The sequence below is a fragment of the Paenalcaligenes sp. GW821-LYS-B07-1 genome (assembly GCF_058803365.1).
Window position 1 is genome coordinate 1,124,150 of record NZ_CM179516.1, and the last position, 23,897, is coordinate 1,148,046.

22 protein-coding genes are annotated in these 23,897 nt (G+C 49.3%); 14 read left to right on the top strand and 8 right to left on the bottom strand.

Going from position 1 to position 23,897, the window contains the following annotated elements; all coding sequences use genetic code 11:
• Nucleotides 1–28: 28 nt before the first annotated feature.
• The 4 genes from AC3QL0_RS05245 to AC3QL0_RS05260 form a co-directional block, all read right to left on the bottom strand.
• Nucleotides 29–1,612, bottom strand: a complete 1,584-nt coding sequence (locus tag AC3QL0_RS05245) for a DHA2 family efflux MFS transporter permease subunit (protein ID WP_493010391.1) — start codon at nucleotides 1,610–1,612, stop codon at nucleotides 29–31.
• On the bottom strand, nucleotides 1,609–2,781 hold the full coding sequence (locus AC3QL0_RS05250) for an HlyD family secretion protein (protein ID WP_493010392.1): 1,173 nt from the start codon (nucleotides 2,779–2,781) through the stop codon (nucleotides 1,609–1,611). Before AC3QL0_RS05250 ends, AC3QL0_RS05245 begins: the two co-directional genes overlap by 4 nt.
• 26 nt (nucleotides 2,782–2,807) lie before the next feature.
• A complete protein-coding gene (locus tag AC3QL0_RS05255) occupies nucleotides 2,808–4,196 on the bottom strand; it encodes an efflux transporter outer membrane subunit (RefSeq protein WP_493010393.1) in 1,389 nt (462 codons plus the stop codon).
• A 76-nt stretch (nucleotides 4,197–4,272) separates the two neighbouring features.
• Nucleotides 4,273–4,764, bottom strand: a complete 492-nt coding sequence (locus AC3QL0_RS05260; RefSeq protein WP_135866817.1) for a MarR family winged helix-turn-helix transcriptional regulator — start codon at nucleotides 4,762–4,764, stop codon at nucleotides 4,273–4,275.
• Nucleotides 4,765–4,875: 111 nt separating this feature from the next.
• Between AC3QL0_RS05260 and AC3QL0_RS05265 the strand changes: the two genes are divergently transcribed.
• Nucleotides 4,876–5,799, top strand: a complete 924-nt coding sequence (locus AC3QL0_RS05265) for a DMT family transporter (protein WP_493010394.1) — start codon at nucleotides 4,876–4,878, stop codon at nucleotides 5,797–5,799.
• A gap of 8 nt (nucleotides 5,800–5,807) precedes the next feature.
• On the opposite strand, the gene AC3QL0_RS05270 is transcribed toward AC3QL0_RS05265, so the two are convergent.
• Nucleotides 5,808–6,185: a SirB2 family protein gene (locus AC3QL0_RS05270; protein ID WP_493010395.1), complete on the bottom strand. Its 378-nt coding sequence runs from the start codon at nucleotides 6,183–6,185 to the stop codon at nucleotides 5,808–5,810.
• A gap of 207 nt (nucleotides 6,186–6,392) precedes the next feature.
• Here AC3QL0_RS05270 and AC3QL0_RS05275 point away from each other — a divergent pair, with 207 nt between their 5' ends.
• Both AC3QL0_RS05275 and AC3QL0_RS05280 read left to right on the top strand, forming a co-directional pair.
• Nucleotides 6,393–6,824 (top strand): YeeE/YedE family protein, encoded by a 432-nt coding sequence (locus tag AC3QL0_RS05275; RefSeq protein WP_493010396.1) that lies wholly within the window; start codon nucleotides 6,393–6,395, stop codon nucleotides 6,822–6,824.
• Nucleotides 6,809–7,240, top strand: a complete 432-nt coding sequence (locus AC3QL0_RS05280) for a DUF6691 family protein (protein WP_493010397.1) — start codon at nucleotides 6,809–6,811, stop codon at nucleotides 7,238–7,240. Before AC3QL0_RS05275 ends, AC3QL0_RS05280 begins: the two co-directional genes overlap by 16 nt.
• Before the next feature lie 30 nt (nucleotides 7,241–7,270).
• Here the strand turns inward: AC3QL0_RS05280 and cadR are convergent, their stop codons facing one another.
• Complete coding sequence (gene cadR, locus AC3QL0_RS05285; protein ID WP_493010398.1) at nucleotides 7,271–7,702, bottom strand: Cd(II)/Pb(II)-responsive transcriptional regulator; 432 nt, start codon at nucleotides 7,700–7,702, stop codon at nucleotides 7,271–7,273.
• 94 nt (nucleotides 7,703–7,796) lie between these two features.
• Here cadR and AC3QL0_RS05290 point away from each other — a divergent pair, with 94 nt between their 5' ends.
• A complete protein-coding gene (locus AC3QL0_RS05290) occupies nucleotides 7,797–10,070 on the top strand; it encodes a heavy metal translocating P-type ATPase (RefSeq protein ID WP_493010399.1) in 2,274 nt (757 codons plus the stop codon).
• A 138-nt stretch (nucleotides 10,071–10,208) separates the two neighbouring features.
• The gene (locus AC3QL0_RS05295; protein ID WP_493010400.1) at nucleotides 10,209–11,903 is read left to right on the top strand and encodes a SulP family inorganic anion transporter; all 1,695 of its coding nucleotides are present in this window, start codon (nucleotides 10,209–10,211) and stop codon (nucleotides 11,901–11,903) included.
• Nucleotides 11,904–12,040: 137 nt separating this feature from the next.
• Here the strand turns inward: AC3QL0_RS05295 and AC3QL0_RS05300 are convergent, their stop codons facing one another.
• Nucleotides 12,041–12,520: a TM2 domain-containing protein gene (locus AC3QL0_RS05300; RefSeq protein WP_493010401.1), complete on the bottom strand. Its 480-nt coding sequence runs from the start codon at nucleotides 12,518–12,520 to the stop codon at nucleotides 12,041–12,043.
• 13 nt (nucleotides 12,521–12,533) lie between these two features.
• Nucleotides 12,534–14,027, bottom strand: a complete 1,494-nt coding sequence (gene glpK, locus AC3QL0_RS05305; protein WP_493010402.1) for a glycerol kinase GlpK — start codon at nucleotides 14,025–14,027, stop codon at nucleotides 12,534–12,536.
• A 562-nt stretch (nucleotides 14,028–14,589) separates the two neighbouring features.
• On the opposite strand from glpK, the gene flhD reads away from it, so the two are divergent.
• The 9 genes from flhD to AC3QL0_RS05350 all read left to right on the top strand — a co-directional run bounded on the left by flhD (nucleotide 14,590) and on the right by AC3QL0_RS05350 (nucleotide 23,889).
• Nucleotides 14,590–14,910: a flagellar transcriptional regulator FlhD gene (gene flhD / locus AC3QL0_RS05310; RefSeq protein ID WP_166408342.1), complete on the top strand. Its 321-nt coding sequence runs from the start codon at nucleotides 14,590–14,592 to the stop codon at nucleotides 14,908–14,910.
• 19 nt (nucleotides 14,911–14,929) lie between these two features.
• Nucleotides 14,930–15,520, top strand: a complete 591-nt coding sequence (flhC, locus tag AC3QL0_RS05315; protein ID WP_493010403.1) for a flagellar transcriptional regulator FlhC — start codon at nucleotides 14,930–14,932, stop codon at nucleotides 15,518–15,520.
• 185 nt (nucleotides 15,521–15,705) lie between these two features.
• Complete coding sequence (gene motA / locus AC3QL0_RS05320) at nucleotides 15,706–16,581, top strand: flagellar motor stator protein MotA (protein ID WP_135866874.1); 876 nt, start codon at nucleotides 15,706–15,708, stop codon at nucleotides 16,579–16,581.
• A 2-nt stretch (nucleotides 16,582–16,583) separates the two neighbouring features.
• Nucleotides 16,584–17,498: a flagellar motor protein MotB gene (gene motB, locus AC3QL0_RS05325; RefSeq protein WP_493010404.1), complete on the top strand. Its 915-nt coding sequence runs from the start codon at nucleotides 16,584–16,586 to the stop codon at nucleotides 17,496–17,498.
• 62 nt (nucleotides 17,499–17,560) lie between these two features.
• The gene (gene cheA, locus AC3QL0_RS05330; RefSeq protein ID WP_493010405.1) at nucleotides 17,561–19,630 is read left to right on the top strand and encodes a chemotaxis protein CheA; all 2,070 of its coding nucleotides are present in this window, start codon (nucleotides 17,561–17,563) and stop codon (nucleotides 19,628–19,630) included.
• A gap of 23 nt (nucleotides 19,631–19,653) precedes the next feature.
• On the top strand, nucleotides 19,654–20,154 hold the full coding sequence (locus tag AC3QL0_RS05335; protein WP_493010406.1) for a chemotaxis protein CheW: 501 nt from the start codon (nucleotides 19,654–19,656) through the stop codon (nucleotides 20,152–20,154).
• 46 nt (nucleotides 20,155–20,200) lie between these two features.
• Complete coding sequence (locus tag AC3QL0_RS05340) at nucleotides 20,201–21,928, top strand: methyl-accepting chemotaxis protein (protein WP_493010407.1); 1,728 nt, start codon at nucleotides 20,201–20,203, stop codon at nucleotides 21,926–21,928.
• Between the two features lie 12 nt (nucleotides 21,929–21,940).
• Entirely contained in the window at nucleotides 21,941–22,789 is an 849-nt protein-coding gene (locus AC3QL0_RS05345) for a CheR family methyltransferase (RefSeq protein WP_493010408.1), read from the top strand.
• A 44-nt stretch (nucleotides 22,790–22,833) separates the two neighbouring features.
• A complete protein-coding gene (locus tag AC3QL0_RS05350; RefSeq protein WP_493010409.1) occupies nucleotides 22,834–23,889 on the top strand; it encodes a protein-glutamate methylesterase/protein-glutamine glutaminase in 1,056 nt (351 codons plus the stop codon).
• The last annotated feature ends 8 nt before the right edge of the window (nucleotides 23,890–23,897 follow it).

A 23,897-nucleotide genomic window follows, 5' to 3' on the forward strand; every position in this document is an offset into this window, starting at 1 on the left:
TGTGTTTCAAATATTATGCAAGCACTTTTTAATGGGCATCCGCTGGAGGTTTGGGGCTATCGGCACTAGGTTTGATGGGTTTGGCGATCCAAACTAGCCCTAAGAGCAGCAAGAAAATAATGGATGATGCCAAGAATATATCAGTGACCGACATGGTATGCGCTTGTTGCTCAATAATGCGGTTCACCATTTCAGCGCCTTGTTGCTGTGTAAAGCCTTGATTGCGCACAGTTTGCATGACGTAATCAAAAGCAGGTTCTCCTGGTCTCGCTATCTCGGTTAAGTGGGCATGGTGCATGCTGGCGCGATCGTCCCACGCGGTGGTGGTGATGGAGGTACCAAAAGCTCCCGCTAATAAACGAGCAAAGTTAGACAAACCTGCTGCACCAGGTACACGCTCTGGAGCCAAACCCGAGAGGGTAATGGTGGTCAACGGAATAAAGAATGTCGCCATGGCAGCCCCTTGAATGAAGGTGGGCAGCATGATGGACAAGATATCCACATCCGTATTGAAGCGTGAACGTATGTAGCTGGTTAACGAGAACACTAAAAACGCAAAGGTAGCCAATACCCTAGGGTCGTGTTTGCCAAGTAGCTTACCGACTATAGGAGAGAGCACAATGGCCAGTATCCCCACCGGTGCTAAGGCTACTCCCGCCCAGGTGGCTGTATAGCCCATGGTGCTTTGTAGCCATAGCGGCATCAGTACTACCGAGCCAAAGAACACCCCATAGGCAATAGATACCGATAACACGCCTGCAGTGAAGTTGCGCTCTTTGAATAGCGTTAAATCTACGATAGGGTGTTTGGCAGTGAGTTCCCAGATCAAGAAGTACACAAAGGCCACTACGGAGACGACGGCCAGAATAACGATGAACGGGCTAGCAAACCAATCCAGTTCTTTACCTTTATCCAGCAAGATTTGTAGGGCACCTACCCAGACTATCAGTAGTGCCAACCCGATGGTGTCTATAGGTAATTCTCGGCGTCTAGACTCGCGCTCATTGTAGATTTGCCATGCGGCCCAGCCTGCTAATAAGCCAATGGGGACGTTGATATAGAAAATCCACGGCCAAGTGTAGTTGTCAGAAATCCATCCCCCTAATAAGGGGCCGGCAATAGGCCCCACCAAAATGGTCATGGACCACATGGCGAGGGCAAAGCCCGCCTTATCGCGGGGGTAACTCCCTAGCATTAAGGCTTGAGATAACGGGATCATGGGGCCAGCAACTGCACCCTGTAATACCCTGAAAAGCACCAACGATTCTAGCGACCAGGCAAAACCACATAGCCACGAGGTCAGTACAAAGAGCAGTACGGACAAGGTGAATAACCGCACTTGTCCGAAGCGTTGAGTGAGCCATCCCGTTAACGGTACGGTGATGGCGTTAGCTACCGCAAAAGATGTGATGACCCACGTACCTTGTGTGCTACTTACTCCCAAATCGCCAGCAATGGTCGGAATCGACACGTTGGCAATAGAGGAGTCCAGCACGTTCATGAACACCGCTGCAGACAGGGCAATAGTACCCATCACCCGGGCACGGCCTTGCAGCGGCGGGTAGATGATGGGCCCTTCTGCGGGTTTGCTGTCAGTAGTGGTGTCACTCATGATGCAAGATTGGCCTGAATAATGTCAGCAATACGTTGGTTCACTGCATCGTCATTTTGTTGGAAGATATCGGTGCTGAGATGAGCTGGGCCACCGGATATGTCTTCAGGTTCGCTATCCAAATCTACGATGACCAGCATCGATAAGCCAATGCGCAGAGGGTGCTTGTGCAGCTCTTTAGGGTCTAAGCGTATGCGTACGGGTAAACGTTGCACCACTTTGATCCAGTTACCGCTAGCATTTTGTGCGGGCAGTAAAGAGAACGCACTGCCTGTACCTGCCGCTAAGTTTTCTACAACGCCGTGGTATTCCACGGTAGAGCCATAGAAGTCTGCATTCAGCGTCACTTTTTGGCCTGCGCGCATGTCTTTAAGCTGGTTTTCTTTGAAGTTAGCCTCAACCCAGAGTTGATCCAACGGGACCACAGACATCAGCGTCGTACCTGCAGCAACGTGTTGACCTACTTGTACCGAGCGTTGTGCCACCATACCGCTGGTAGGCGCATCCACGCGTGTACGGGTAGTGGCTAACCATGCATTGCGGTAATGATCAGCGGCCAGTTGTACGTCGGGGTGGTTTTCTACGGTAGTACCTGCTGTTAACGCCAGATTGGTATTCAAACGAGCTTTAGCGGCTTGTATGGCAGCTTCTGCTTTATTGAGGGCGCTACGCGCAGTTTTAACGGTGGCTTCAGCGTGCAGGATTTCTTCACCGCTTACCCCGCCAATTTTGCGCAGGCTTTGACGACGACGTAAGTCGCTTTCTGCCTTTTCCAGTGTCACTTTAGCTTGGCGGGCTTCGGCTTCTTGTACTTGTACTTCTGCTTCTAAGGCATCATTTTGCGCAAACAGAGTACGAGTTTTACGTACGCTTTGTGCCAACTGTGCTTCTGCTTGTTGCATGGCAATGTTGACGTCAGTAGGGTCTAACTCAACCAATGGAGAGCCTTGCTGCACCATCTCGGTGTCATCCGCCAAGATGGCTTGTACAGTGCCCGTTTGACGGGCAGAAATCTGCACCATGTTGCCATGCACATAGGCGTCTTCAGTGCTTTCGGTATTACCTGCAAGAAACAGAGCCCACACGGCATAGGCTATGCCTATCAGAATAAAAACCGTAGTAATGCCGGTTAGCAAGCGTTTACGTTGCGAAGAGGGTTGTGTAGTCATGATTGTCTGTCTGTGTTTGGGCTGTATTATTGATCTTGAAAACCACCGCCTAGCGCGGTAGCCAATTGAGCATCGGCATTAAAGGCTTGCACACGTAGATCGGTAGTTAGTAAGGCTTGCTGGGTGACGGTGTTTTGTGCAAGCAGCACTTGCACGTAATTACCCAAGCCTGACTTATAGCGCTCTACGGCAATGTCTCTGGCTACAGAAATAGCCTCGTAGGCTTGCATTTGCTGTTGCTGCCTAGCTTCCAAAGTGTGGATGGTGCTAATGGCATCGGCCACTTCACGCACGCTGTCCAAAACACGCTGGTTGTATTGCGCGATGGCTTCATCGGTTTCTGCTTGACGGGCATGTAACTGCGCGTTTAATGCGCCACCGTGGAAAATGGGCAGGCTAATTGCCGGGCCAACGCCATAGACGCCACTGTCACCGTGCAGCAGGTTATCGGCTCCCAGAGATAGGAAGCCGGCAAAAGCGTTCAAATTAACATTGGGGAAGAAGTCGGCTTTAGCGGCTTTGATTTTGGCTTGGCTGGCTTCAATGCCTAGTTTGGCAACCAAAATATCAGGGCGTCTACCCAGTAACTCCAATGGAATATTGGCTGGCAGCAGTTGCGCTGGTAATTGCAGCGTAACAGCTTGCAGCTTTTCACCGGCAGCAGGGCCTTCACCCATTAGGCTGGCCAATTGATTACGTAGCAGTTGCGCATTGCCTTCTGCTTGCAGTTGTTGTGCACGGGTGCTGGCCAAGGATGAGCGAGCTTGTTGCAGCTCTACTTCAGTGTCCAAGCCAGCATTAATACGTTGCTCGGTAATAGTCTGAATTTCTTGATATTGCTGTTCCAGCGTTTTCAACATGTAGGCTTGGGCCAAGGCATTTTGCAAGTTGAAATAGCTTTGGGTAACGGCGCTGATTAGCGCATTGCGTGCCACCTGAATGTCTGCCGAGGCAGCCTCTTCTTGAGATAACGCACTGGCATATAACGCACGATTTTTACCCCAAATATCCAGATCAAAACCTATGTTCAAGCGCAGCGATGTATCGGTATACATAGAGCCTGCATAGGGTGCGGGGGTGCTGTAGCGTTCCGAGTAACGTTGGCGTGTCAGGCTATAGTTGGCATCAGCTTGAGGCAGTTGTACCGCGCGGGCGCTACCTACAGCAGCTTGTGCTTTACGTAAGCGGGCTTGCACTATTTGTAAGCTAGGGCTTTGCTGCAAAGCGTGTGCTATGACGTCATTAAGCTGTGGATCGTGGTACCGCACCCACCACTGATCCTCTGGCCAGCTGATTTGGCTGGATTGCAGACCAAGGGTAGAGCCTTCTATTTGAGATAAGGGCAGTGGCTGTGTGTCTATAGCGGCACAACCACTAAGAAGGGCAGCAAGTACTAGAGGGTAGATTCGCTTCATGCTTACATTTAGCTTAAACATACTGACTAAGCGCTTACTGCTTAGGCAGATATTTGTGAAAAAAATAGTGAAAGGTTCAAGAGTCAGATTCGTATGAACGTAAAGCCGCTTCGCCATTCTGACGCAAGCGGTCCAGAAAGGAGAGTAGTTGAAAAATTTCAGTAGTGCTAAAGCCGTCTAAGTGTACGTTTAAGGCTTCAGCAATTTCAGGCAGAATTTTACCTGAAACCTCGTGGCCTTCGGGTGTTAGGCTCAGCAATACTACACGTCTATCTTGCTCACAGCGTTGACGTGACAACAAGCCTTTAGCTTCTAGCCGGTCTAGTGTACGCGTCATAGCCCCTGTGTCCATTCCCATTTTCTTGGCAAGACCAGCAGGTGTATTAATGTGCTCGTGATAGCGCAGAGTCACCAGAGGGCGCCATTGCATGGCAGTAAGCCCTAAGTGTGCAATGCGCAACGCAATCACCGCATGTATGGAACCCAATACATGTTTGGTGAGTAGCCCCAGATTTGCCTGGGTTTTCAGAACATCCGTTCCTTCTTTGTAGAAAGAAGATTTTGTCATGGCGTCGCGTATATGTAGCACTGCAAGCAAAAAATTGCGTGAAGAATGCATTGTATGGTGTACTTGTCTGCCTAGGCAATATTTTTTACATCTTTAGCATCAACCCCCCCCATGCATAATGAAGCTCGCGCGGCGTTGCGCTCTAACTCTTTGTACACTGGTCTGTTACTGGCAGGTCTTGGTTCCATTTTGTTTTCAGCCAAAGCCATCGTGGCAAAGCTGACATATCAATATGGGGTCAATGCGTTGACCGTATTGGGGTTTAGGATGTTGTTGGCGCTACCGGTGTTTTTAATGATTGCGTATTGGCAGATGCGTAAGGTGAGAGCAGGGCAACTAAAACCCTTAACACTTAAGCAAATGTTTGAGCTGCTAGTGTTGGGCTTTTTAGGTTACTACTTAGCTAGCTTGCTGGATTTCATGGGTTTGGAACGTATTTCAGCCAGCCTAGAACGACTGATTTTGTTCTTGTCACCCACCTTTGTGCTGTTGTTATCGGCAGTATTTCTACGTAAAAAAATCTTGCCCAAGCAATGGTTGGCACTTGCCTTATCGTATTTAGGGGTAGGGCTGGTGTTTGTACAGGACTTATCCTTTTCAGGGGATGATGTACTGCTGGGTTCATTCTTTGTGCTTGGGTCAGCGCTGTCTTACTCTATCTATTTGATTGCTTCTGGTGAGCTTATTAAGAACATAGGCTCTACGCGGTTGGTGGCGTATGCCATGAGTATTTCCGCTGTGTATACGCTGATTCACTTGATCTCGGCCCAAGGCTGGGGGGTATTGATACAGCCAGCACCTGTGTATGGGTTATCGGTGCTACACGCTGTGTTTCACACCGTATTGCCAACGTTTATGACCATGTGGGCAGTAGAGCGCATCGGCGCCCCCATGAGTGCTCAGATGGGGTTGGTAGGGCCCGTCTCTGTACTGTTCTTGGCCAGTTGGTTCTTAGACGAGCCCATCACTGTTGTGCAAATTCTAGGTACGGTGTGTGTGTTAGCAGGGGCTTTGGTATTAGGTAAAAAACGCTAATAACGTGGTTAGATGAACCACGAAGCAGGGCTGCGGTAAAGGGCTACGCCGATGATATACATAAAGATCAGCACCGCAATGACGGCAGCAATGGCACGGGTTTGCGGTGTACGGCCACGCTTGATGGCGTAGGTGCCAACAATAATATATGCCACTAGCAACACGATTTTGGTGTACAGCCACGGGGCAGCGGCGGCGGCACCCAACATGCTTGCCATCCCCAAACCACAGGCTAACAGCACGGTATCAATCACATGGGGAGCGATGCGCACAAATTTCTTTTGTAGCAGCGCAGAGCCCGATACCGACCACCAGGCGCGAATAATGAAAAAACAGATGCTGAGTACGGCAGCCGTGACATGAGTGTGTTTAAGGGCTAAATACATGAAAGTCCTGTTTTAAAAGCGACAAAGTGGCTTCAGTATAGGTCACGATTTTGTACGGTGACCACCAAACCCTACAGTCTTTCACGTCATTGATCTAGCTCTTCGTTTAATATTATAAAAATATAATATATTATTATGTATATTGATTAGCGCTATGTGGAAATACTGCATAGCGTTTCGCACGTGTGATGTGTTTAAGGAAAGATAATGCATATCAATTGGGAGGCGTTTACGCCTTGGTCGTCTTTGGTAGGCGGCGTATTAATAGGTGCAGCCGTCAGTATTTTGCTATTGATGAACGGTAGGGTGCTGGGGATAAGCGGTATTGTGGCGGGGCTATTTAAAAACCCCCGCGTCACATGGCGGTGGTGGTTTACTGCCGGTGTCTTTGCCGCGCCTTGGTTGTATAGCGCGGTAGGTGGAGCGTTGCCTCAGCCGTCTGAGCAATCCGTGCTGGGTATAGTGGCAGCGGGGGTATTAGTGGGTGTAGGTACCCGATTAGGCTCCGGCTGTACCAGTGGGCATGGTGTGTGTGGGCTAGCGCGTTTTTCGAAGCGTTCGTTGGCAGCAACGGTGATGTTTATTGTGGCGGGCGGTGCGACGGTATATCTCTTGCGCCACGTATGGGGAGGGCTGTAATCATGGGGGCGCTAGGTGCATTAGTAGCAGGGCTACTTTTTGGCGTGGGGTTAATGCTATCGGGTATGGGGCAGCCTACCAAGGTGCAAAACTTCTTGGATTTCTTTGGTCAGTGGGATCCCTCACTGGCATTGGTGATGGTAGGGGCAATTTCTGTCGCGTGGTGGCCTTTCCTCGTTGCAAAACACGCTGTTAGTCCACCCGTTGCGGCGCTGGCGTTTGAGCTACCTACTTCAACGAAAATTGATGCGCGTTTGCTGATCGGAGCGGCTGTATTTGGCATAGGTTGGGGCCTAGCGGGTTACTGTCCAGGGCCAGCCTTAGTGTCATGGAGTGCGCTTATAGTCACCGCATGGTGGTTTGTGCCAGCCATGCTGGTGGGGATGTGGCTAAGTGATCGTTTCTTAGCTAAATAAGTAGGTACAACGCTCGCAAAGCAGCAGGGCTTACCCCAGATGGCTTTGCGAGTTTCTTTCTTCTAGCGGCAGCTTGCTGAGATTTTCCAAAATGCCGCAGTCGTTAACGTGCCCAGGGTGCTGGCACTGTTGGTACAAATCACGCAATTGCGTTTCCAAAGATTGCAGCTCTTGAATGCGTATGGTCACGTGCTGCAAGTGTTCTTGTATTAAGTCGTTGATGGGGCTGCAGTCTGGTGTAGGGCCAGCTCTGCTGTAATCCAGCAGCGTACGAATCTCTTCATGTGTCATGTCCAGACTGCGGCAATTGCGTATAAAGCGCAGCTGCTCTACGTGTTTGTTGGTGTAGCGGCGGTAATTGTTATCACCGCGTATAGCTGGCGGCAGCAATCCTATGCGTTCGTAATAGCGTATTGTTTCTGTACCACAACGGGCTAATTGAGCTAATTCACCAATTTTCATGATGTTTGTCATCCTGATGAAGAGTAGGGGCTTGACCTTAAAGCCACTACAAGGTGTGTACTGTTCAAAACATTGTGAGAAAGAGGTTTTGTGTATGACACGTTTACCGCATGAACATAATCATGATCATAACCATGATCACAGCGATCATGAACATAATCATAGCGATAGAGCTGAACAGCAGCCTACCTCGTGCTGCGCGCCATCAGATTTGACAGCCTCTGCCGTTGAGAAGTTTGCCGGTGCGGGTGATAACCAGCAACAAACTATTTTGCGTATCGAGCAAATGGATTGCCCTAATGAGGAAGCTTTGTTGCGCAAGGCGTTAACGCCACGAGCAGAGGTTGCCGGGTTGGAATTCAACTTAATGCAACGACAATTGAGCGTTGTGCATCAACCTGGTTTTCGCGAGGCACTCATCAAGATTGTATCCGGTTTAGGGATGAGCCCTGAGTTGTTGGAAAGTAAGGGAGCAGCCCTGTCTTCCCGCTTCGCTGCAGAAACAAAGTCATCATGGTTTGCCGCCTGGGGACGTATTAGCGCTGGGGTGGGTTTGGCTTTGGCCGCTGAGGTTGCAGCATGGTCCTCGGCACCATTCTGGTTAGTGGTGGTGATGTCCATTGGTGCGATCTTGTTGTCTGGCTTAAGCGTATACCGCAAAGGCTGGATCGCCATTCGTTATCTGGACTTGAATATCAATGCCTTGATGAGCATCGCGGTAACTGGTGCTGTCTTGCTAGGTGAATGGCCTGAGGCCGCAATGGTGATGTCGCTATTTAGCTTGGCGGAAATCATCGAGGCTCGCTCGTTAGACCGAGCACGACAAGCGGTAGACAGTCTCTTGGCCTTAGCGCCAGAAACTGTTGAGGTATGGAATGATGCCGATGGTTGGGTATCTGCACACCCCTCAGAGGTGGCGTTAAATACGCTGGTTCGCGTTGTGCCAGGTGGCAGATTAGGTTTGGATGGCATTGTTGAAACAGGCCAGTCCGCGGTGAACCAAGCGTCTATTACCGGCGAAAGCTTACCGGTCAGTAAAAGTAAGGGTGATAGCGTATTTGCTGGCACCATCAATGGTATGGGTGAACTGCAATACCGGGTGTCCTCTGCCTATGACCAAAGCTTGTTGGCACGTATTACTTATGCCGTACAAGATGCTCAGCAAAATAAAGCACCTGTACAGCGTTTTGTAGATAAATTCTCGCGTATCTACACGCCTATAGTGGTGTTGTTTGCTATTGCAATTGCTGTGATCCCTCCGCTGTTTATGGGTGGTGTATGGGCTGATTGGCTATACCGTGCGCTGGTGTTGCTGGTGATTGCTTGCCCATGCGCCTTGGTGATCTCCACACCGGTAGCGGTGGTAAGCGCCTTGACGCACGCCGCCAGACAAGGGTTGCTGGTGAAGGGCGGGGCGTATCTGGAAAAGCTGCGCCAAGTACGTAACTTAATGGTAGATAAAACAGGTACGCTGACTGAAGGTAGACCTGCTTTTCGTGATCACTTTATTCGTGAGGACGTAGAACCTAGTACCACCTTGGCGGTAGCACATGCCTTAGCGAGTCTGTCCGATCATCCTGCATCGCAAGCGTTAGCAGAAGCGAAGTTGTCAGATCAGCGAGTAGCGATGGTGGGTTTTGAAGCCATACCAGGAAAGGGGGTACAGGCGGCGTTGGTGGAAACAACCTACAGTCTGGGTAGCCGCGCATGGGCTGAAGCCTTGGGGGCGAGTGAAAGTTCAGATGCGCTATTGGCATGGGAAAAACGCTGGCAGTCTGAAGGAGCTAGCTTTGTATTCTTGTTCGATGGCAAGCACATCGTGGCAGCGTTTGCGATTAGCGATCCGATTAAACAAGGGGCTCAAGCTGCACTGAATGATTTGCGACAGTTGGGTGTGAATGTGTGTTTGGCGTCGGGTGATAATCCGTATGCAGTGGGTTCGGTAGCGAATTCGCTGGGGATTACAAACTACAAGGCCGAAATGTTGCCTGAGCAAAAGCTGGAGTGGTTGCAGCAATTGCAGCAACAAGCACCCACTGCGATGGTAGGGGATGGGATCAACGATGCTCCCGCCCTTGCTAAAGCAGATGTAGGCTTTGCGATGGGGGCTATGGGTTCAGATATTGCGATTGAAACGGCCGATATTGCTATCCTTAATGATGACTTGGCTAAGTTGCCAGCTAGTTGGAGGTTATCTCAAGAGCTACACGTAGTGTTGATACAAAACATTACGGCAGCCTTAGCCATCAAGGCTGTGTTCTTAGTATTAGCATTGTTTGGTGGCGCAGCTATGTGGATGGCTGTGTTGGCCGATGTGGGTGCAAGCATGCTGGTAATAATGAATAGTTTGCGTATCTTAAAGAAGTAACGATCGCGGTATAAAAAAAAGCCGCTGTACTACAGGCTAACATACTGTAGTACAGCGGCTTTTTGTGTCTTGCTGCATTGCATATTATGATAGTGAGATGCATATGCTCACGTTGATTCTTAGTTCTGAGGTTCATACATGATTGCCATTTTAGAAGCCAAACGGGCTGGTTTGCTGGAACGTAAACACTGGTTGCCCAACATCGTGGCGGGAATCATTGTGGGGATTGTGGCGCTGCCCTTGGCGATGGCGTTTGCTATTGCATCGGGCGTGAAACCAGAGCAAGGGATTTACACCGCTATCATTGCTGGTTTGGCGGTCTCGCTTTTTGGCGGTAGCCGCGTGCAGATTGCAGGCCCTACAGGCGCTTTTATTGTGATCCTGTCGGGAGTAGTCGCCCAACATGGCATAGATGGGCTGCAAATAGCAACTTTGATGGCCGGAGTCATGTTGCTCATCCTTGGCTTTACGCGCATGGGAGCGGTAATTAAGTTCATTCCGGCTCCTGTGATTGTGGGGTTCACCGCAGGGATTGGGATCATCATTTGGGTAGGGCAGTGGAAAGATTTTTTCGGGTTGCCTACGCCTGATTCCAATGCCATGTTTCATGAGCAACTTTGGTTCTTAGTGCAAAGCCTGCCATCGTTAAGTGTCACTACTACTTTGCTGGCACTATTGTCTTTGTTTTTGGTGATTATTACCCCGCGCATCAAACGCATTGAGCGCGTGCCTGGGCCGTTGGTTGCGTTAATTGCGGCCAGCTTGATTCAGGCTGTTTTTCAGTTTGAGTCGGTAGCAACTATTGGTTCGGCTTTTGGTGAAATTCCTAGAGGCTTACCGAGTTTTCAACTGCCTGAAATTACGCTCAATAGAGTATTAGACTTGGTGGGGCCGGCCTTTGCTATTGCTATGTTGGGGGCAATTGAGTCCTTGCTGTCTGCTGTGGTGGCCGACAACATGAGTCACACACGCCACAACTCTAACCAAGAGCTGGTAGGGCAAGGTATAGCTAACGTGTTGGCGCCGTTGTTTGGCGGTATTGCAGCAACCGGTGCAATCGCTCGTACCGCGACCAATATACGTAACGGTGGCACTAGCCCTATCGCGGGTATTGTGCACGTGTTGGTATTGGTTTTAGTGCTGTTAGTGTTAGCACCGTTGGCGGTATACATTCCATTAGCCAGTTTGGCAGCCATCTTGTTTATGGTGGCGTGGAATATGAGCCAACCTAAAACTGTGTATGCACTGGTGCGTGAAGCGCCTTGGGCAGACGTTTTTATCTTGGTGGTAACACTACTGATCACGGTATTTGCCAACTTGGTAGTAGCCGTGAATATAGGGGTAGTATTGGCCATGCTGCACTTTCTCAAACGTATGTCAGATAGTGTCTCTGTAGAAAAGATAGAGAAAAACCGTTTGTATGGTTTGGTGGGGCCTGAACTGCTGTCTCAATACAATAGTGATGAAGAAATTAAGGTATTGTCAGTTGAGGGGCCGTTTTTCTATGCGGGTGTGGATGTATTTGAGCGTCGTATAGAAAATCTGAAGCCTGTGCCTAAGGTGTTGCTCTTACGTATGCGGTATGTACCCTTTATGGACGGTACAGCGTTGCAGGTGCTAGAAAAAACCATTCTAGATCTACAGCGTTTAGGTTGTCGTGTCGTGATGTCTGAGCTGAATCCGCATTTGCGTAGGCAAATAGCCCGAGCTGGCTTGCTGCGTAAGGTACGCCAGCAGCTCTTATTTGAAACGGTAGAGCAGGCACTGCAAGCGGCACATGAAACCTTGCAGGAGGAAGAAAAGGTGAGTGCAGAGGCGGCATCTGCTGGCTAATTCAGCTAGCCAAAAGAAAAGGGTAGGCGTGATGCCTGCCCTTTTTTGTGACTGACGATACGATCTGGCAACGAGTCGTTGATATCTGTAGAAAGTATTCTTTGCCTTTTACCGGTTTTCTAAGGCGGTGTTAGCTCTTAGGCAACACGTCGTGAATAGCGCAGCGTAAAGCTCTGATCCGTCATGCTGAAGTATCGAATGGCGTTCATCCAGCCCAATAACACAGCAAGTGGTGGGTAAATGGCGCATAGCAATATATACAGTATCCCACTACCGTACTTGCCTAGATAAAAATGGTGTACGCCTAACCAGCCTAAAAAGAAGGCAAGCAAAATAGCTGTTTTGCGCTGTGAGGGCTGTTGCTCACCTTTTTCTTTGTCGCGACGGCTTAACCAGTAATAAGCGGGCACAGTCAGAATGACAGCGAGTACAACTTTAAACGGTTGGGAGCTGACGTAATTGGCAATAAGTACATAGAGGTCATTAACGTTTTGTACTAGTGAGCCTGTTAGCCAACTAATCCAGCTGAAAAATGACGCGAGAATGCTTTCGCCAAAACTTAGCGCAAGTAAGATCACGAGAAAGAGGGCGATAGAAACGAGGATTTTCTGAAGCATAAGCAATATATAGTTAGAGGGTTCGCGTACGGCGTACCGCTTGCTCCCAGTGTTCAAATCGTTGGGCGCGTTCACTTGCTGAGGTACGAGGAGAGAAGCGTCTGTCAATGCGCCAGTGTTGGCTAAGTTCAGCTTGAGAGCTAAATAGCCCACATCCCAAGCCTGCTAAATAGGCAGCACCTAATGCTGTGGTCTCTATCATGGCAGGGCGTACCACATCTATGCCCAGTAAATCAGCCTGTAGTTGCATCAACATATTGTTGCTGCAGGCACCGCCATCTACCCGTAACTCTTTCAGCACAATAGCATTTTTTTGTGCGTCATGAAGCATTGCTTGCAGTAAAGCGGTGCTTTGAAATGCAATACTTTCTAAAGCAGCATAGGCGATGTGCGCCATAGAGGTGTTGCGGGTAAGTCCAGTGATACTGCCCCGCGCATCGGGATCCCAATAAGGGGCGCCTAAGCCGGTAAAAGCGGGTACTAGAATTACGCCATCAGAATCAATAACTGTTTCGGCAAGCGCTTCTACCTCATGGCTAGCTGAAATAGCTTTTAGCCCGTCTCGTAGCCACTGCACTACAGCGCCACCAATAAATACACTACCTTCTAGTGCGTACTGTGCTGAGCATAAGGCTGGTTGAGCGGCTTGTGTGCACAGCAGTCCATGTTCGGAGTTCAGTGCGTGGTGGCCAGTGTGCATCAGCATGAAGCAGCCTGTACCGTAGGTGTTTTTTACCATGCCTGCTTCAAATCCAGCTTGTCCAAATAGGGCAGCTTGCTGATCGCCTGCGACGCCTCTAATAGGAATGGCGGCACCTAGTAAGGTGGGGATTGTGTAGCCAAAGTCATCGCTGGATGCGCGTACGGTAGGCAGCAGGGCAGGAGGGATATCAAAGAGTTGCAGTAATGCGGTGTCCCAGGTCTGGGTATGTATATTGAACAGCATGGTGCGAGATGCATTGCTGACATCACTAAGGTGCTGCTGCCCACCTGTGAGTTTCCAAATTAACCAACTATCCACTGTACCAAAGGCCAGTTCGCCTTTTTCTGCTCTCAGGCGAGCATGCGGCACGTGATCGAGAATCCAACGCAGTTTAGTCGCCGAAAAGTAGGGGTCTAAACGTAAGCCTGTGCGAGCCTGAACCTCGTCTTCTTTGTCTGTGTCCAGTAAGGTCTGACACAAGGGTTGAGTTCGCCGGTCTTGCCAGACAATAGCGGGATACACCGGTTCTCCCGTGTGTTTATCCCATACCAACGTAGTTTCGCGCTGGTTGGCTATTCCGATGGCGGCAATCTGTGAGGCCGAAATTCCACTTTCTTTCAGTACACGGGTAGCGGTCGCTAATTGCGACTCCCAAATGGCTAATGGGTCATGCTCTACCCAGCCAGACAGGGGGAAGTGTTGGGCAAACTCTTGCTGCGCTTGAGCAACGCAACGACCTTCTCTATCAAACAAGATACTGCGAGAGCTGGAAGTACCTTGGTCTAGGGCAAGTATGTAAGTCATGGTCCAGATGAGTGCCGCTTCTTGATGAAAGGGTCTTTATCATACGGCCGCACTAGGTTTTGTGCCATGCGTAGTGGTTGTTACAGTCGTTTCTAACCCGCGCAATAGAGGGGGGGGCGACAAAGGGGCACATAAACATACTGGGAGAGATGCGATTACGTATAAATAGAATATGAAATGTACGTTTATGCAGTAATCACATAAACAAATGTAACAAAACAATGCGAAAACATGTGCGATGTCTACTGAAGAATGTAATGTTATGTTGCTTTTATTACATCAAAATGTAAATTTACTGACATTATTTGATTTTTGTCATGCTTTGAGAGGGCTTGTAAGTAGGACTTTTCATTGGCTTCTGTTAATATTCGTTAAGAGTTATACGTAAAACGCATAATATAAAGCTCAATTATTAGATTTTTATGTATAAATTCCTAAAATTTGCAATTCTATGTATGATTTGATTGCTTTTGTTTCGATTTATTGTTTTTTGTTACCTTTCTGATGGTATTTTTTTTGTGTCAGAAATGTGTCATTTGTGGTTTTTGCAAGGGAAGACGCCATGTCCGTCACGGAAAACACGTTGTTAAGCGATATTCAGGAAGTAAATCTGTCTTATCTCATGCTGGCACAGCGCCTCCTGCGTGAAAACTTTGCGGCAGGCATGTATAGATTAGGTTTTGATGCCGATGTGGCCGAAACTGTCTTGCGCTTGTCGCCAGCTCAATTGGTCAAGTTGTCTGCATCCAATACCTTGTTGTGCGCATTCAGACTGAATGACTACGAGTTGTTGTCCACGTTGACCCAAGATGTGTTGGGTGGCGTTCTACAGCAAGCTCACTCAACGATTTTGCTTTCTCAGCGCACGATGGTTAGCGCCTAATATTTTCAGGTAGTGGTGTATGGCTACGCGCAGTGTTGCTAAAGAAGCTGAAGACATCAGTCTGGCAACAGAAATGATCAAACTGGGGGCGAGGCTGCAAGTATTGCAAGCGGAAACCTCCTTAAGTTACGACCGGTTGGCTAGGTTATACCGTGAGGTTAGGGGGTGTTCACCTCCCAAAGGTATGCTGCCGTTTTCGGTAGATTGGTTTATGACTTGGTTGCCCAACATACATTCCAGTATGTTTTACAGCGTCTATCGTTATATGGATGTGGTCACGCCAGCTCGTAAAGCACAAGCGTTGGTTGAGGGGTACCGCATCTACTTGGAGCAGGCGAATGCCGGTCGTGATGGAATAGATCCTGACGAAGAACCTGTACTCAGTTTTACACGTGCATGGATGCTTTTGCGGTTTTTTGAAAGTGGCATGGTGCAACTGTCTAGCTGTGAACAATGCGCAGGGCAATTCGTGGCACATGCTCACGATCCAGCCGCCGGTTTTGTGTGTGCTATTTGTAGACCGCCTCCACGGGCGGGAAAAACCCAAGCTAAACGTGCTCGCAAAACGACAGCGAGCAAAAGTGCTACTAAACCTACAGCATCACTCTAAGCGATAGTACTCAAGCGCTTTCTCATTTTTATGAGAAGGCGCTTTTTGCGTCGCTAAGTACAGGATTCTGAAAAGTTTACTGTGCTGAATGGATGAAATGCCCATAAAAAACCCGTCTTAAAGGCGCTTTCCCGAGTCGGGATTAAGGCGATCATAAGAGGGATACACTAATTTAAAGGCGTACCGTGTTCATACTGCTTGGCTATCTTATTGTCTTTTTCTCAGTATTCGGCAGCTATGTGGCGCTGGGTGGGCACTTGGGCGCCCTGTACCAGCCCTTTGAGTTGTTACTGATCGGTGGGGCTGCTTTAGGCTCTTATATTGCGGCGGGAAGCGGCAAGTCGTTCAAGCTCATGATGGGGGCTATTCCCACCGCCATGAAGCGCACTCCGTATAGCAAAGCTTTGTATATGGAATTGATGGGGCTGTTGTACGTGTTGCTGAATAAAGCACGACGTGACGGTCTGATGTCTATTGAGGGCGATATTGAAGACCCTACGCAAAGCGCTATTTTTACCGCTTACCCATCAGTTATGAAAGAAAAAGAACTGATTGTGTTTGTATCGGACTATATGCGACTGATGATCAGCGGCAACATGAGCTCCTTTGAAATTGAAACCTTGATGGACCAAGAGATCGAGGCTTTCATTGCTGAACGCAATACTCCCGGGCGTGCTATGCACGTCGTGGCCGATGCGCTACCAGCGTTTGGTATTGTGGCGGCGGTGTTGGGGGTGATTAAAGCCCTGGCATCAGTAGATCAACCGCCTGCGGTATTGGCTGATTTAATTTCCAAAGCGATGGTAGGGACATTTCTGGGTATTTTGATGGCCTACGGTTTTGTATCGCCTTTTGCTAGTGTGATTGAACGTCGTACAGAGGCTGCTGCCAAAGTGTTGGAGTGCATCAAAGTTACGTTGTTGGCGAATCTGAATGGTTATCCTCCGCAATTGGCCGTAGAGTTCGGCCGTAAAGTGCTGTACGCCACAGATAGACCTTCTTTTGCTGAGTTGGAAGAGCACGTACGTCAATCCCGTAGTACCGCAAACAAGCAGGGCTGATCATGAGTGCGTCCAGACCAGACCGTATTGTTGTACGGCGTAAGAAAGTCGTTGAGTCACAGCACCACGGCGGTAGCTGGAAGATTGCCTATGCTGACTTCGTGACCGCGATGATGGCATTTTTCTTGGTGATGTGGATTCTGTCGCTGATTCCACGGGAAGAGCTGCAAACCATTGCCGAGTATTTCCGGATGCCATTGGCCGAAGCGGTTTCTGGTGGGATGCGTTCTGATGCGTCGCGTTCAGTCATTCCTGGCGGGAATCCCAGCGTGATTCCTAGTGTCATGCCCTTGAACGGCGCTGATCCCGATAGTCACCGTCGCGATATAGAGCGTTTGGAAGACCTGCGCGAAGAGTTGTTAGATGTTATCGATAGCGACTCTGTTCTGAACGAATTTAAAGATCAACTGCTGATAGATATGACACCAGATGGTCTGCGCATACAGATCATTGATAAACAAAATCGCCCCATGTTCATGCTGGGTAGCGCCACGGTAGAGCCGTATATGCGCAGTATTTTGCGTGCGCTAAGTGGTCCATTAAATACATTGCCTAACCGTATTCAGGTAGCGGGTCACACAGACTCTTTTCAATATGCGCGTGGCGAGCGGGAGTACTCCAACTGGGAACTGTCGGCAGACAGGGCTAATGCGGCCAGACGTGAGTTGGTAGCAGGTGGCTTGGGGGAATCCAAAATTAAACAAATGCTGGGTTTGGCCGACACCATCAGTTTAGTTAAAGATAATCCGGCCGCAGCCGTAAATCGACGTATCAGTATTGTCGTATTGAATCAGAGAGCCGAGCAAAGGCTGGACACTCAGAATCAGTATGAAGACGTAGGACACGATCTGCAAAGTCTGATTAAAGCTGGCGAAACAATGGTGCCAGAAATTGCAGGTCCGTTTTACGACCCCTGATGTAGCTCAAGCAGTGCGATGACTACACTTGTTCGGACCCTATTTCTACGAAGGAATCACGCATGAGCTCCGGCGTTGATTTAAGCCAGTTTTTTGAGACGTTTTTTGATGAAGCAGATGAACTGCTGACAGACATGGAAAGCTTGTTGCTGGAGCTCAATCTTGAGAATCCGGACATAGACAAGCTGAACGGCATTTTCCGTGCCGCCCATTCTATCAAAGGGGGAGCCGGCACCTTTGGCTGCTTTGGTCACTTAGCTGAGACCACCCATTTACTAGAGAATTTGCTGGATTTGGTGCGCAACGGTGAAATGTCCTTGCGTAAGGAAATGATTGATTTATTTCTTGAGACTAAGGACGTGTTGACGGATCAAGTAGCCGCCTACCGTCAGGAGGAAGATCCTGACGAAGAAGCGTATCAGCGCATTTGTGCTCAGTTGCGTCAGTTGGCTGAGGAGCACAAGAAAGGTACAGCACCAGCAGCGGCGGCTCCTGCAGCAACGCCCGCGGCTCCAGTGGTGGCTGAGCCTACTCTTGCCGCAGCCCCGGCTGACCAAAGTCTGCCGTTGTGCGTGCGTGTACAACGTAGTAGCGCCAAAGATATTGCTGTACTGAAAGACGAAATGGCCATTATGGGTGATGTGCTGTACGAGCAAAGCACAGACACCGATTTGGCCGTGTGGTTGCAAACCACGGCTAGTGCTGACGACTTGATCGCTGTATGTTGCTTCGTGGTGAACGAAGACCAAGTGAGCGTACAGCGAGAGGCGTTGCCTGCGGCTAGTGCTCCACCAGTGGCTGTTGAGGTGCAGGTAGAAGAACCTGTAGTGACTCCCGTGGTGGAAGAAAAGCCCGCAGAACCAGAGCCAACTCCCGCAGCAGAAGTAGCTGAAACCAAAACCACACCAGCAGCTAAAGCTAAAAGTGGCACTAGTAATAGTGCACGTAGCGAATCCAGCACCATCCGCGTGGGGGTTGAGCGTGTAGACCAAATCATCAACTTAGTGGGTGAACTGGTTATTACTCAAGCTATGTTGGTGCAAACAGCATCCACCTTGGATCCAGTGGTACACGATAGATTAATCAACGGCATTGAGCAGTTGGAGCGTAACGCTCGTGACTTGCAAGAGTCCGTGATGTCTATACGCATGATGCCAATGGATTACGTATTTAGCCGTTTCCCACGCGTAGTACGCGAGAACGCTGCTAGGCTAGATAAACAAATACGTCTGGTGACCAAAGGGCAAAGTACTGAGCTAGATAAAAGTTTGATTGAGCGCATCATTGATCCGCTCACTCATTTGGTACGTAACAGTATTGACCACGGTATAGAAACACCCGAAAAGCGTGAAGCAGCTGGCAAGAGTCGCGAAGGTACGTTGACGCTGTCCGCGCAACACCAAGGCGGTCATATCATCATTGAGGTGATTGATGATGGTGGTGGTCTGAACCGCGGAAAAATCCTCAAAAAGGCGATGGCCCAAGGCTTAATCAGCAATGAAAACATTCCTGATGAAGAGTTGTGGCAGTTGTTGTTTGCGCCGGGTTTCTCTACAGCAGAAAAAGTGACCGATATTTCTGGTCGTGGCGTGGGCATGGACGTGGTGCGTCGAAATATCCAGAGCATGGGCGGACACGTACAAATGTTCTCGCGTGAAGGCAATGGCACCACAACACGTATTGTGTTGCCACTGACCTTAGCCATTCTGGATGGCATGTCGGTGCAAGTAGGTAATGAGACCTTCATCTTGCCGCTGAGTCATGTGACTGAGTCCATGCAGCCTACCACTGAACAGTTGCGCCAGTTGTCCAACGACGACCATGTGATCCATGTGCGTGGGGAGTATCTGCCCGTGATCTCTTTAGGGGATATCTTCTCTGTTGAAGGGGCTGAAACTGATATGACCAAAGCCATTGCCGTCATTCTACAAGCTGAAGACATGCGCTTTGCCTTGTTGGTGGATCACCTTATTGGTCAGCACCAAGTGGTGGTGAAAAACCTAGAAGCTAACTACAGAAAAATACCGGGCATTTCTGCGGCCACCATTTTGGGGGACGGCAGTGTTGCCCTGATCGTAGATGTTTTTGCCTTGCACCGACTAACGCGTGACCGTGTTGGTTCGCTGAGCTAAAGAAATTTCAGTACGGAGTACACATGTCGACTATAGAAAGCAAACACGATAATCAGAACGAAGGTGCAGGTAAGGAATATCTGGTTTTTATCCTTGCACAGCAAGAGTACGGTATTGATATTCTGAAAGTGCAGGAAATCCGCGGGTATGACGCTCAAAGTGTGACACGTATTGCGAACGTGCCTTCCTTTATCAAAGGGGTGACAAATCTGCGTGGGGTCATCGTACCTATTGTGGATTTGCGCATCAAATTCAATATGGATGAAGTGAGTTACGACCACCAGACCGTGGTAGTGATTTTGAACTTGGGCTCCAGAGTCGTAGGCGTAGTGGTAGATGGCGTATCAGACGTATTGGTTTTGCAAAACTCGCAAATCAGTGATGCACCACAGTTTGGTACAGCTTTTTCTACCGAATACTTGACTGGCATTGGCACGTTGGATGAGCGCATGCTGATTCTTGTGGATATAGAAAAACTGATGACCAGCGATGAAATGGCGCTAATGGATAGCGCATTGGTGTAACGCCCACACGAGTTTCTGGATAAAAAGCAAAAAAGAGGAGATGTATATGCTGAAAAGGTTAGGGCTTGCTAATTTGAAAGTACGAACCAGTTTATTGCTGGTGATGTTTTTCTTTATGGTGATGTTGTTGGCCGGTGCGGCATTAGGCATTTTTTCTTTACGTGCTAATAACCAGGCGTTGGACGTGATTGTGACCAATCAAAAGGCCAATGAATTTCTGAATCGCAGTATAGGTTTTTATAAAGATACGCAGACGGCATTAGGCAGGGCGTCGGCAGCGTATCTTTCCAATCAAAACAATCAGAGCTACACCACCTCGAGTGAGTGGGTGAGTGGCACAGATGGGGCAGCACGCAAGCTGGACGACAACACGATACGGTTATTGAACCGTGTAGACATGGACTATCAGCGCACCAAAATGGCGTTTGATGAGTTCAAAGAATACTCCAGCGAGTTTGAGGATACAAACAATGCGTATGTGCCGGTATTTGCCAGCTTCGAGAAGTTGCTAGAAGCGATTCCGCCATTGTTGGATTTGGTTAAACAGGGACGCATGGAAGAGTTCCGTGTGCATCTGGCCATTTTGGCATCAGGTGCAGAGTCTGATATGTACTATGCTGCCGAACGTTTGCAGCAGTTCCAGCAAGCCTATATTGATGAAAGTTTTGAGAAAGAAGATAAGCAGTACGACCTAGTTATTCAGTTGGTGGGTGTGGCGCTGGCGCTGTGTGTACTGATTTGTTTGGGCGTGTATGTGTTCTTGCGCAGTATGGTGCTCACACCGTTGCGTACGGCTAAAGAACACTTTGATCGTATTGCGAGTGGTGATTTAACGCAGCGCATTGAAGTCACCTCAGATAACGAAATTGGTGTACTAAGCGAAGCGGTGCGTCGCATGCAAGACAGCTTGCGAAAAATGGTGCATGCCGTACGTGATGGTGTGCATGCCATTGAGCAGGGTTCGCAAGAGATCTTCCAAGGCAATACTGATTTGAGTAGCCGAACCGAGCAACAAGCAGCAGCGTTGCAAGAAACGGCAGCCAGTATGGAAGAGCTGTCTAGCACGGTACGCCAGAATGCGGATAATGCGCAGCAAGCAGACCGCGTCACACATGATGCGGCGGCTGTAGCTGAGCGTGGTGGTCAAGCCGTATCTAAAGTGGTGGATACCATGAACGATATCGCGGCCAGCTCAAATGAAATTGCCAATATCGTGAGTGTGATTGATGGCATTGCGTTCCAAACCAATATCTTGGCACTGAACGCAGCCGTGGAAGCGGCTCGTGCAGGTGAGCAAGGTAGAGGCTTTGCCGTGGTGGCAGGTGAAGTACGCTCTTTGGCGCAGCGCAGTGCGCAGGCGGCCAGAGAGGTCAAAGTCCTGATCGAAGGCTCATTGCAAAAAGTGAGTATAGGTGCACGACAGGTAGACGATGCTGGCGGCATCATGCAAGAAGTGGTGGGATCAGTGCGGGGGGTTACCGTGTTGATGGACGAGATCTCTTCGGCATCGCATGAGCAGTCAGAAGGTATTGATCAAGTGAATCAAGCAGTATCCCAAATGGATGCTGTGGTACAGCAAAATGCGGCATTGGTAGAACAAGCTGCAGCGGCAGCAGGTTCACTACAAAGTCAGGCAGCGCAACTGATGGAAGTAGTGGCCGCATTTAAGATTAATTCGGGCGAAATAATTGAAATGCAGGCAGATGAGCTGGGATATGACGACGACGAATACGAAGCCGTGTCCTCAGTGCGTCCTCAGGTGCTGGCGACTTAGTATTAGAGGCTTATGACTCATCTTACGTCGGAATCTTTTGTCTACTCCTTGCCGGTGATACCGCAGGCGACAAGGGATGACTTCAATCGTACGGCCCGCATGCTCAAAGAGCGAGCGGGCATTGTGCTGGGCGAGCACAAAGAAGACATGGTGGCTCGTAGTTTAGGGCTAGAGGCCAAGAATTTGGCTGTAACGGAAGTGCGCCAGTATTTGGATTTTCTGGAGCACAACCCTAAGGCTCCTGAATGGGAACGGTTTGTAAATACCTTCACGATCAACCACACGGCTTTTTTTAGAGAAAGCCACCACTTTGGTACGTTGGCTGAGTTTGTGAAAAAACGCAGTAAGCCGTTATCGGTGTGGTGTGCAGCAGCCTCTACGGGCGAAGAGGTATACACCATTGCCATGGTATTGCATGAAAACGTCAGCAACGCAGACGTTAGCTGTAATTTATTGGCGTCTGATATTGATACACAGGCGCTAGTGCGTGCTCAAGAGGGCGTGTACTCGCAAGATAGAGTGCAACCCGTTGAGGATCACTTGCTGAGAAAGTATTTTCAGCGAGGAGTAGGTAAGCGTGCAGGCATGGTGCGAGTGAAGCCCGTGTTACGCAACATGGTGGACTTCAGAATGATTAATCTAGTGTCTGCTGAAAACTGGCCTACGGACCAAAGTTTTGACGTGGTGTTCTGTAGGAACACCATGATTTATTTCGAAAAAGAAACGCAAAGCAAACTGTTGGATAAGTTTGCTCAGGTGATGAAGCCAGGGGCTTTGTTATTTGTTGGGCATTCGGAAAATATTTCTCATTTGAGCAAGGCATTCCGTTTACAGGGGCAAACCGTTTACGTGCGTGTTTAATGATGAAGCGCAGGCGGTTCTCCCTTTAACTGATTGAACGTAACATGAAAAAAATTCGAGTGATTTGTGTTGATGACTCGGCGTTAGTACGTAGTTTGATGATGGAAATCATCAATAGCCATCCTGATATGGAGGTTGTGGCAACGGCGCCAGACCCTTTAGTGGCTAGGGAGTTAATCAAACAGCACAATCCGGATGTATTGACCTTAGACGTGGAAATGCCGCGTATGGATGGGCTGGACTTCCTAGAGCGCTTGATGCGGTTGCGCCCGATGCCGGTGGTGATGGTGTCCTCGCTAACCGAGCGTAACTCAGATGTCACTATCCGTGCCTTAGAGCTAGGCGCTGTGGACTTCATAACTAAACCTAAGTTGGGTTTGCGTGACGGCTTGTTGGAATACTCCGATCTGATTGCAGACAAAATTCGTGCGGCGGCCATGTCCAAACCCCGTCAAAGTACGGTGGCAGCAAGCAGTGAGCCACGTTCGCGACTGACTCACCACTTCTCCACGACAGAAAAACTGATCTTGATCGGTGCTTCCACTGGCGGGACTGAAGCCATACGTCAGGTGCTAGAGCCTATGCCAGCAAATAGCCCTGCGATCTTGATTACGCAGCATATGCCAGCAGGGTTTACTCGCTCGTTTGTGCAGCGATTGGATAGTTTGTGCGCGGTGCAGGTGCATGAGGCTGAGCATGGCCAGCGTGTGTTGCCTGGTCATGTGTATTTGGCACCAGGTGGTATTGCCCACATGAAACTGGCGCGCTCCGGTGCGAATTATGTGATTGAGTTGGAAGACAGTGAGCCTGTGAACCGACATCGTCCTGCTGTGGATGTGCTGTTCCGCTCTGCTGCCGAAGTGGCCGGCAAAAATGCTGTGGGTGTATTGCTTACTGGCATGGGCAAAGATGGTGCACAAGGATTGTTGGCTATGAAGCAAGCAGGAGCTGTAACGTTTGCCCAAGATGAGGCCACCAGTGTGGTATTTGGTATGCCCCGCGAAGCACTGATGATTGGTGCGGCGGACGAGGCCGTGCCTTTAGGTGAAATCAGCGCAAAGTTGCTGGCGAGTGCAGGATCTTACGGACATAGGGTTTGATTTGGCGA

Coding starts and splice junctions, on each gene's coding strand:
- AC3QL0_RS05345 (WP_493010408.1), top strand. CDS start 21,941: ATGACTCATCTTACGTCGGAATCTTTTGTCTACTCCTTGCCGGTGATA.
- flhD (WP_166408342.1), top strand. CDS start 14,590: ATGTCCGTCACGGAAAACACGTTGTTAAGCGATATTCAGGAAGTAAAT.
- AC3QL0_RS05335 (WP_493010406.1), top strand. CDS start 19,654: ATGTCGACTATAGAAAGCAAACACGATAATCAGAACGAAGGTGCAGGT.
- AC3QL0_RS05290 (WP_493010399.1), top strand. CDS start 7,797: ATGACACGTTTACCGCATGAACATAATCATGATCATAACCATGATCAC.
- AC3QL0_RS05265 (WP_493010394.1), top strand. CDS start 4,876: ATGCATAATGAAGCTCGCGCGGCGTTGCGCTCTAACTCTTTGTACACT.
- AC3QL0_RS05255 (WP_493010393.1), bottom strand. CDS start 4,196: ATGAAGCGAATCTACCCTCTAGTACTTGCTGCCCTTCTTAGTGGTTGT.
- AC3QL0_RS05295 (WP_493010400.1), top strand. CDS start 10,209: ATGATTGCCATTTTAGAAGCCAAACGGGCTGGTTTGCTGGAACGTAAA.
- AC3QL0_RS05280 (WP_493010397.1), top strand. CDS start 6,809: ATGGGGAGGGCTGTAATCATGGGGGCGCTAGGTGCATTAGTAGCAGGG.
- AC3QL0_RS05245 (WP_493010391.1), bottom strand. CDS start 1,612: ATGAGTGACACCACTACTGACAGCAAACCCGCAGAAGGGCCCATCATC.
- AC3QL0_RS05270 (WP_493010395.1), bottom strand. CDS start 6,185: ATGTATTTAGCCCTTAAACACACTCATGTCACGGCTGCCGTACTCAGC.
- AC3QL0_RS05300 (WP_493010401.1), bottom strand. CDS start 12,520: ATGCTTCAGAAAATCCTCGTTTCTATCGCCCTCTTTCTCGTGATCTTA.
- AC3QL0_RS05350 (WP_493010409.1), top strand. CDS start 22,834: ATGAAAAAAATTCGAGTGATTTGTGTTGATGACTCGGCGTTAGTACGT.
- cheA (WP_493010405.1), top strand. CDS start 17,561: ATGAGCTCCGGCGTTGATTTAAGCCAGTTTTTTGAGACGTTTTTTGAT.
- motB (WP_493010404.1), top strand. CDS start 16,584: ATGAGTGCGTCCAGACCAGACCGTATTGTTGTACGGCGTAAGAAAGTC.
- AC3QL0_RS05260 (WP_135866817.1), bottom strand. CDS start 4,764: ATGACAAAATCTTCTTTCTACAAAGAAGGAACGGATGTTCTGAAAACC.
- cadR (WP_493010398.1), bottom strand. CDS start 7,702: ATGAAAATTGGTGAATTAGCTCAATTAGCCCGTTGTGGTACAGAAACA.
- flhC (WP_493010403.1), top strand. CDS start 14,930: ATGGCTACGCGCAGTGTTGCTAAAGAAGCTGAAGACATCAGTCTGGCA.
- AC3QL0_RS05250 (WP_493010392.1), bottom strand. CDS start 2,781: ATGACTACACAACCCTCTTCGCAACGTAAACGCTTGCTAACCGGCATT.
- AC3QL0_RS05275 (WP_493010396.1), top strand. CDS start 6,393: ATGCATATCAATTGGGAGGCGTTTACGCCTTGGTCGTCTTTGGTAGGC.
- glpK (WP_493010402.1), bottom strand. CDS start 14,027: ATGACTTACATACTTGCCCTAGACCAAGGTACTTCCAGCTCTCGCAGT.
- AC3QL0_RS05340 (WP_493010407.1), top strand. CDS start 20,201: ATGCTGAAAAGGTTAGGGCTTGCTAATTTGAAAGTACGAACCAGTTTA.